At 70.2% G+C, this 6464-nt stretch carries 2 protein-coding genes and 2 pseudogenes; 1 reads left to right on the top strand and 3 read right to left on the bottom strand.

The annotated features are described in order from the left end of the window. From OO52_RS52905 to OO52_RS23915, 3 genes and pseudogenes are all read right to left on the bottom strand, one after another. A pseudogene (locus OO52_RS52905) lies at window positions 1-637 on the bottom strand (twin-arginine translocation signal domain-containing protein); the annotation flags it as partial. A gap of 449 nt (window positions 638-1086) precedes the next feature. Further along, a pseudogene (locus OO52_RS23920) lies at window positions 1087-3389 on the bottom strand (ATP-binding protein). A 908-nt stretch (window positions 3390-4297) separates the two neighbouring features. Next, a complete protein-coding gene (locus tag OO52_RS23915) occupies window positions 4298-4786 on the bottom strand; it encodes a TetR family transcriptional regulator (protein ID WP_030646234.1) in 489 nt (162 codons plus the stop codon). A gap of 192 nt (window positions 4787-4978) precedes the next feature. Here OO52_RS23915 and OO52_RS23910 point away from each other — a divergent pair, with 192 nt between their 5' ends. Then, window positions 4979-6421: an aldehyde dehydrogenase gene (locus OO52_RS23910; protein WP_030646235.1), complete on the top strand. Its 1443-nt coding sequence runs from the start codon at window positions 4979-4981 to the stop codon at window positions 6419-6421. Window positions 6422-6464: the final 43 nt, after the last annotated feature.

The raw sequence follows: 6464 nt of genomic DNA, 5'->3' as shown, positions 1-6464 counted from the left end.
CCCTCGATCAGGCCGATGCGCCAGCGGTAGTTGTAGAGGACGATGGCGGCGTAGTCGGGGTTGTGGAAGGCCTGGGCGGTGCGGTCGAAGGTGGCGTCGGAGAAGTTCCAGTTGGGGGAGACCAGGGTCCACACGTAGCGGCACAGCGGTATGCGGTCCTTGACGTCCTCCAGGGCCTGCTTGCCGCGGGGGGTGGCGAAGTACCACTCGTACCACCAGAGGTGTTCGACGGCCGGGGCGGCGGGCGCCAGCTGCGCCTTGACGTTGGTGATGACGTAACCGCTGGTGGAGACCAGGGCCTTGACGCGCTCGGGCCACAGGGCGGCGATGATGTCGGCGGTGCGCGAGCCCCAGTCGAAGCCGGCGAAGACCGCCAGCCGTGCAGCAGGATGACCACCGGGCCGTGCGCCGGGCCGGCCTCGGCGTAGCCGATGTCGAGGACGCCCGCCTTGACCTGCTTCAGCGCGGGGAAAGTGGTGTGCGTGCCCGGGGTGATGGTGGGCACGGTGGGGACGGGCCTGCCGCTCGCCTGGTGCGAGGTGGCGGCGGACGCCTGGTTCTGCAGGCCGGACAGGGAGATGGCGGCCGCGCCGGTGCCCAGGCCGACGGCCTTGCTGAAAGTACGCCTGTTGATCATCTGAAACCCTCCGTCGTGCGTGTTCGATGACCCGTCCGTGCCCGGGGAACCTTCGCTCGCATCGGCGGTACGGGATCACTGCGACTGTTGGCGCGATGACCCTCGCACACGACCCGTCACCTGTCAAACAGGTGACGCGAGGACGTTCCCGGTGGTCGGAAGGGGGACGGAGACCGTCTCCTTTCCGTGGCCGGACCGGCGGCACATACTCTCGTCTGTCGCGAATCAGGACACATCAGTCACATGACGGTCCGATGCGGTGACAGGGCCCGGTGGGTGGACTGCCTCCCGCGATGCCCGGCGTTCCGCTACGGCGGCGCAGGTGGCGACCCCGGCCACCACATCCGCCACCGTGACGGCCGACACCTCGTCCGCGGTACGGAATCCGGGCACCTAAGTCATTCGACTGAGGTGACACTCACGGCCGTCGTTCGGCACGACTTTTCACCTCAGGTGTCCTCCTCCAGCCTGGCCAGGGCGTCGCGCAGGGCGGCGCGGGAGGTGATGCCCAGCTTCGGGAAGACCCGGTAGAGGTGGGAGCTGACCGTGCGCGGCGACAGGTGCATCCGCGCGCCGATCTCCTTGTTGGTCAGGCCGATGGCGGCGAGATCGGCGATCCGGCGTTCCTGCCACGTCAGCTCCGCCTGATGCCGATGGCGTGGAGGTAGGCGGCTTCGTAGTCGCCTTCGCTGAGGGCGGCGGCGGTGCCGATGGCGTCGGCGATCTGGGTGAGGAAGCCGACGCTGCGGGGGCGGGCCCAGGCGTCGACGGTGGCCTGGAGTTCCCGGGCGCGTTCGGTCTGGCCGCGCATCGCGGCCAGCAGCCCCAGATACGCACGTGTGTGCTGGGCGAGCAACGCGTATCCGTGGGACGACGTCAGCTCCAGGTCGCGCTGTCCGGTCCGCTCGGCCTCGTCCCACTCGCCGACCGCCATCTGGTCGAGCATGATCAGGTGCAGCATGGTCATGCTGTTGCGGACGAAGCCCGTCTCGGCCTCGCGGTCGACGGTGCGCTGGAGGAGCGGCCGGTACTGGCTGAGCGTGTCCACGTGGTAGGCGGCGACCGACAGCCGGGTGATGTCCCAGGGTTCCATGCCCGACAGATCGGTGAACTCACGTTCCACCCGCTCCGCCACACCGGCACCGTGCCGGACCACGTCGCCCCACGCGTCCCGGTAGATCAGCGAGCGCGACGGAACCGGATCGCCCGGCGAGCCGAGCAACGCTCGGGTCTCCTCCCACTGGGCGGGGTCGCCCGCGTACTGGTCGATCGCGAGCAGCAGGTTCACCAGCCGGGTGAGCACGTCGGACGCCCTGCCCGGCTCACGCTCGCGCAGGGTCTTGATCGCCGTGACCACCTGGCGGTGCGAGTGCCGTACGTCCCCGTCCTCGAAGAACGCCAGATAGGCCGATGTCACCACGGAGGCGGGGGGCTCGTCCGCGCCCGCCGCGTGATCGGAGCGGATGAGGCGCTGGGCCTGGTCGAAGAGCCCTGCGTGTCCGGCGGCGAAGGCCGCGTCACCGAGCCGGCGGGACCGGTCCTCGCGGTTCTCGCTCAGCTCCGCGGCCCGGGTCAGCCAGGCCACGGCGGCCACGGCGCTGCCGCGCCGGGTCGCGGAGTCGGCCGCCGCCTCCAGCGCGGCCGCCACCTCCTCGTCCGGGTCGACCGCCGCGGCCGCCAGGTGCGTGGCGCTCCTCTCCACGTCGTCACGGTGCACGCGCGCGAGGGCCGCGTGGGCGGCCCGGCGCTCATTGGGCGTCGCCGTCTGGACCACGGTGGAACGCACCAGCGGGTGCCGGAAGACGAAGTCGCCGCTGACCGGGTCGATGCCCAACAGGCCCGCCTCCAACGCCTCTTCGGCGTCACGCATGCGGTAACGCCTCGATCCGGGCGCGGGCACGGTTCCCGGTGTCGCCCCGACACCGTCGAGAGCGCCGCGCAGCAGCTCCTGACGCACGTCGTCACCGAGGGCTCTGATCCGGGTGCCGTACACGTGTTGCAGACGCCGGGGCACCGGCAGCGGCACCGCGGCGTCGGGTGAGCCGAGGAGCTGGGCGGCCCCGGCTCCCGTGCGGTCGCCGTCGAGGTGGGCGGAGAGTTCGAGCAGCGCCAGCGGGTTGCCCCGGGCCTGGTCCAGCACCAGACGGCTGACGTGCGTGTCCAGGCCGGGCCGGCGCAGGTCGAGCAGTCGCCGCGCGGCCTCGTCGGCAAGGGACCTGACCGGCAGTTCCGGCAGGGCGGCGGTGTCGAAACCCGACGCCACGTCCGAGCGCAGGCCGACGACGAGCTTCACCGAGCTGCCGGTGAGTCGGCGCCCCACGAACCCGATCACCGCGACGCTGGAGGCGTCCAGCCACTGGCCGTCGTCGAGCACCAGCAGCAGGGGCTTCGCCGAGGAGGCCAGGGACAGCAGGTCGAGGACGGCGATGCCGAGCGACATCACGGAGGGTGGCTTTCCGGCACTGCGCCCGAAGACGGTGTCGAACACACCGCGATGCACCTGGTCCAGGCCGTCGACGGCGGGGAGCAGGGGGTGGACCAGCTGGTGCAGGCCCGAGAACGGCAGTCCGGACTCCGCCTCGACCCCTGCGGTCCGGATCACCTCGTGGCCCGCCTGCGCTGCCAGCCGGGCGACATGGTCGAGCAAGGCGCTCTTGCCCACCCCCGTCTCCCCTCTGAGGACGAGGGCCTGCCTTTCCACGGCCGTCACGAACGCGGACAGCTGCCGCAGTTCGTCGTCCCGGCCGATCATCGTTACGAGCGACTCCACGGCGCCCCACTCCCTTTCCCACCGGACCCGCCTCGTGCCTTCACCTTCCGAGCCTATGTGTGCGCAGCCGTGCTCTCCCGGCGAAGAGGACGGATACACGTAGCCGAGGCCCCCCTGTGAACGAGTGTGACGGGGATGGTGTGAGCGAGTGTCCAGGGCGATGTAGCCGATCTCCCCGATGCCGGGGATCTCCTTCGCGGAGCCGCCGAAGTGCTTCTGCGTCGGCGAGGCCACGCCGTAGGCCGCGGCCGTGCCGTGGATCATGCCGACCGCCCAGCCGGCGAGCAACGCCCAGCGGTGGAACCAGCGGGTGAACAGGCCGCCGACCAGCGCCGGGAAGGTATGCAGGATCCAGATGCCGCCCAGGAGCGGGTGACGCAAGCGCTGACACCTGGTGAACGCTCCGACAGGGCACCGGAGTTCACACCCGGAGCGGCCCGCAATGCCGACATCGCCGCAGACAACGGACGTTCCGCCGCCCGGCCGGTGAACATGTGATCACGCACGGAGCTGAACGTGTGTCCGGTGTTGATCGCATGTGACAGGGTGCACGTTGGCGAGACGGCCGTCGGCCCTTCGAAGGTGTCACGGCAGGCGTGCTCGCCGGCCGGCCCGCCCGTGTCGCGACGACCGCGGCGGTTCGTCCCACCCGTCTCACACTGGAGAGAGCATGCACGGTCCGAGACGCCGACGCGGCGGCGGATGAACGTTGGGCCTGGCGGTCCTGCTGCTGTACTGGCGGAAGGGGGCATGTCAGGTCTCCATAGTGGGCGGAGACCCAGGTGTCAACAACGTCCGGCAGTTTTATACCTAGCTCCTGCGACGGACGCCGGGCCCGGTGGGACGTGTTCCCGCCGGGCCCGAGCCATGTCACCGTCCGGATCTCCGCCTCAGGACGCTCCGACGCCGTGCAGAAAGGTGTCGACCACCACGTCGGCGGCCTTTCCGGGAGCCAGGTGCCTCTGCTGGTGCGATGCCAGGTGCACCAGCTCGGGCAGCAGCGGTGCTGCCCATCCCTCCGGCTGGTCCCGGCGCAGGAGCCCCTCGTCGGTGGCCCTGCGGAGAAAGGCGTCGACCTCGGCGATACAGGCGTCCCGGCGCCGGCGGATGGTGTCGTCGGCGAGCATGCGGGTGAGGTCGACGGGCCACGTGCGGTTGACGGTGATGATGTTCTCGACGTAGCGGTGCAGGGCCACGGCGACGGGTGCCTCGCGCAGCCGCGCGTCCTCGATGGCCCGCTCGATGGCCGTGACACGCGATTCGTAGATGGCCGCGAGGAGCTCCTCGCGGCAGGCGAAGCGCCGGTAGACGGTGCGCCTGTCCACACCCGCCTCGGCGGCGATGCTCGCGATGCTCGCGCCGGGGTCGGCGGCGAGCATGCGCGCTCCGGTGGTCAGGACTGTTTCCAGGTTGCGTGCAGCGTCGGCTCTCATCCCTTAAGAGTACCTCCACTGAGGCCTATCTGAGTTTTGTCACCACGTCTATGTGCACCTAACCAACAGAAGTGCTACATTGAAGTGGCGGTTGGACGAGAGGTCCGAACGACCGAGAGCACGGAAAAGAGAAAGCGCATGATCACGTATGACCGGCTTTTCATCGGTGGGTCCTGGGTCGAGCCGAGCAACCCGGAGCTGCTCGACATCGCCTCGCCGCACGACCAGTCGGTGGTCGCCCGCGCCGCCCAGGCGCAGCCCGCCGACATCGACCGCGCGGTCGCCGCGGCACGCAAGTCCTTCGACGAGGGGGAGTGGCGGCTGACCCCGCCGGCGGAGCGGATCGCGCTCCTGCGCCGGTTCAACGCGCTGCGCGAGGAGAACGCGGAGAAGATCGCCGCCCTGATCACCCTGGAGAACGGCTCGGCCGGCTGGTTCACCCGCGCCGGACAGCCCGGTCTCACCCGGCAGGCCAACGCCTACCTGAAGGCCGCGGAGGAGTTCGGCTGGGAGGAGACGTTCGCCCCGTCGGACCCGGCGTCCCCCGTGCGCAGCGTGGTGCGCCGTGAAGCGGTCGGCGTGGTGGCCGCGATCATCCCGTGGAACTCGCCCTTCTCCTCCGCCACCTCCAAGATCATCCCGGCGCTGGTGGCCGGCAACTCCGTGGTCCTGAAGGTCTCCCCGGAGAACTCCCCGAGCATGGGCTTCCTCGCCGAGCTGCTGGAGCAGGTGGGCCTGCCCGAGGGTGTCATCAGCGTCCTGCCCGCCGACCGGGAGACCAGCGAGTACCTGGTCAGGCACCCGGACGTCGACAAGATCGCCTTCACCGGATCCACGCGCGCCGGCCGCCGCATCGCCTCCCTCGCCGGCGAGCAGCTCAAGCGGGTCAGTCTGGAGCTGGGCGGCAAGTCCGCCGCCATCATCCTGCCGGACGCCGACGTCGAGAAGGCGGTCGCGGGCCTGAAGTTCGGCTCCCTGCTCAACAACGGCGAGTCGTGCATCGCCCAGACCAGGATCCTGGCTCCCCGCAGCCGGTACGAGGAGGTCGTGACCGCGCTGAAGGAGCTGATGGAGTCGCTGAAGGTCGGCGACCCGAACGAACCCGACACCTTCATCGGCCCCATGATCCGCCCCGACCAGCAGCAGCGGGTGCGCAACTACATCCAGCTCGGCATCGAGGAGGGCGCCCGCCTGGTCACCGGCGGCCCGCAGGTCCCCGAGGGCCTGGAGAAGGGCAACTACGTCACCCCCACCCTCTTCGCCGACGTCGACAACTCCATGCGGATCGCGCAGGAGGAGATCTTCGGCCCGGTCCTGGTCGTCATCGCCTACGACGACGAGGACGACGCGGTCCGCATCGCCAACGACTCCGAGTACGGCCTCTCCGGCGGCGTCTGGTCCTCCGACGAGGAGCACGCCCTGGCGGTCGCCCGCCGTGTCCGCACCGGCACCGTCACGGTCAACGGCGCCTCCGTCGCCTTCGACGGCCCGTTCGGCGGGTTCAAGGCCAGCGGCATCGGCCGCGAGTACGGCACGGTCGGCCTCGGCACCTACACCGAGTACAAGACGATCACCGTCTGACCTCCGGAGCGACCCGCACACAGCAGACGCACCACAGACAGAG

It is taken from the genome of Streptomyces flaveolus (genome assembly GCF_000716535.1).
In the GTDB taxonomy this organism is placed as follows: Bacteria; Actinomycetota; Actinomycetes; order Streptomycetales; family Streptomycetaceae; genus Streptomyces; species Streptomyces flaveolus_A.
This window is presented reverse-complemented; position numbering and strand designations above follow the sequence as displayed.

What these genes read in the sequence shown, in the direction of transcription:
- OO52_RS23910 (WP_030646235.1), top strand. Translation starts at nt 4,979, where the DNA reads ATGATCACGTATGACCGGCTTTTCATCGGTGGGTCCTGGGTCGAGCCG.
- OO52_RS23915 (WP_030646234.1), bottom strand. Translation starts at nt 4,786, where the DNA reads ATGCTCGCCGCCGACCCCGGCGCGAGCATCGCGAGCATCGCCGCCGAG.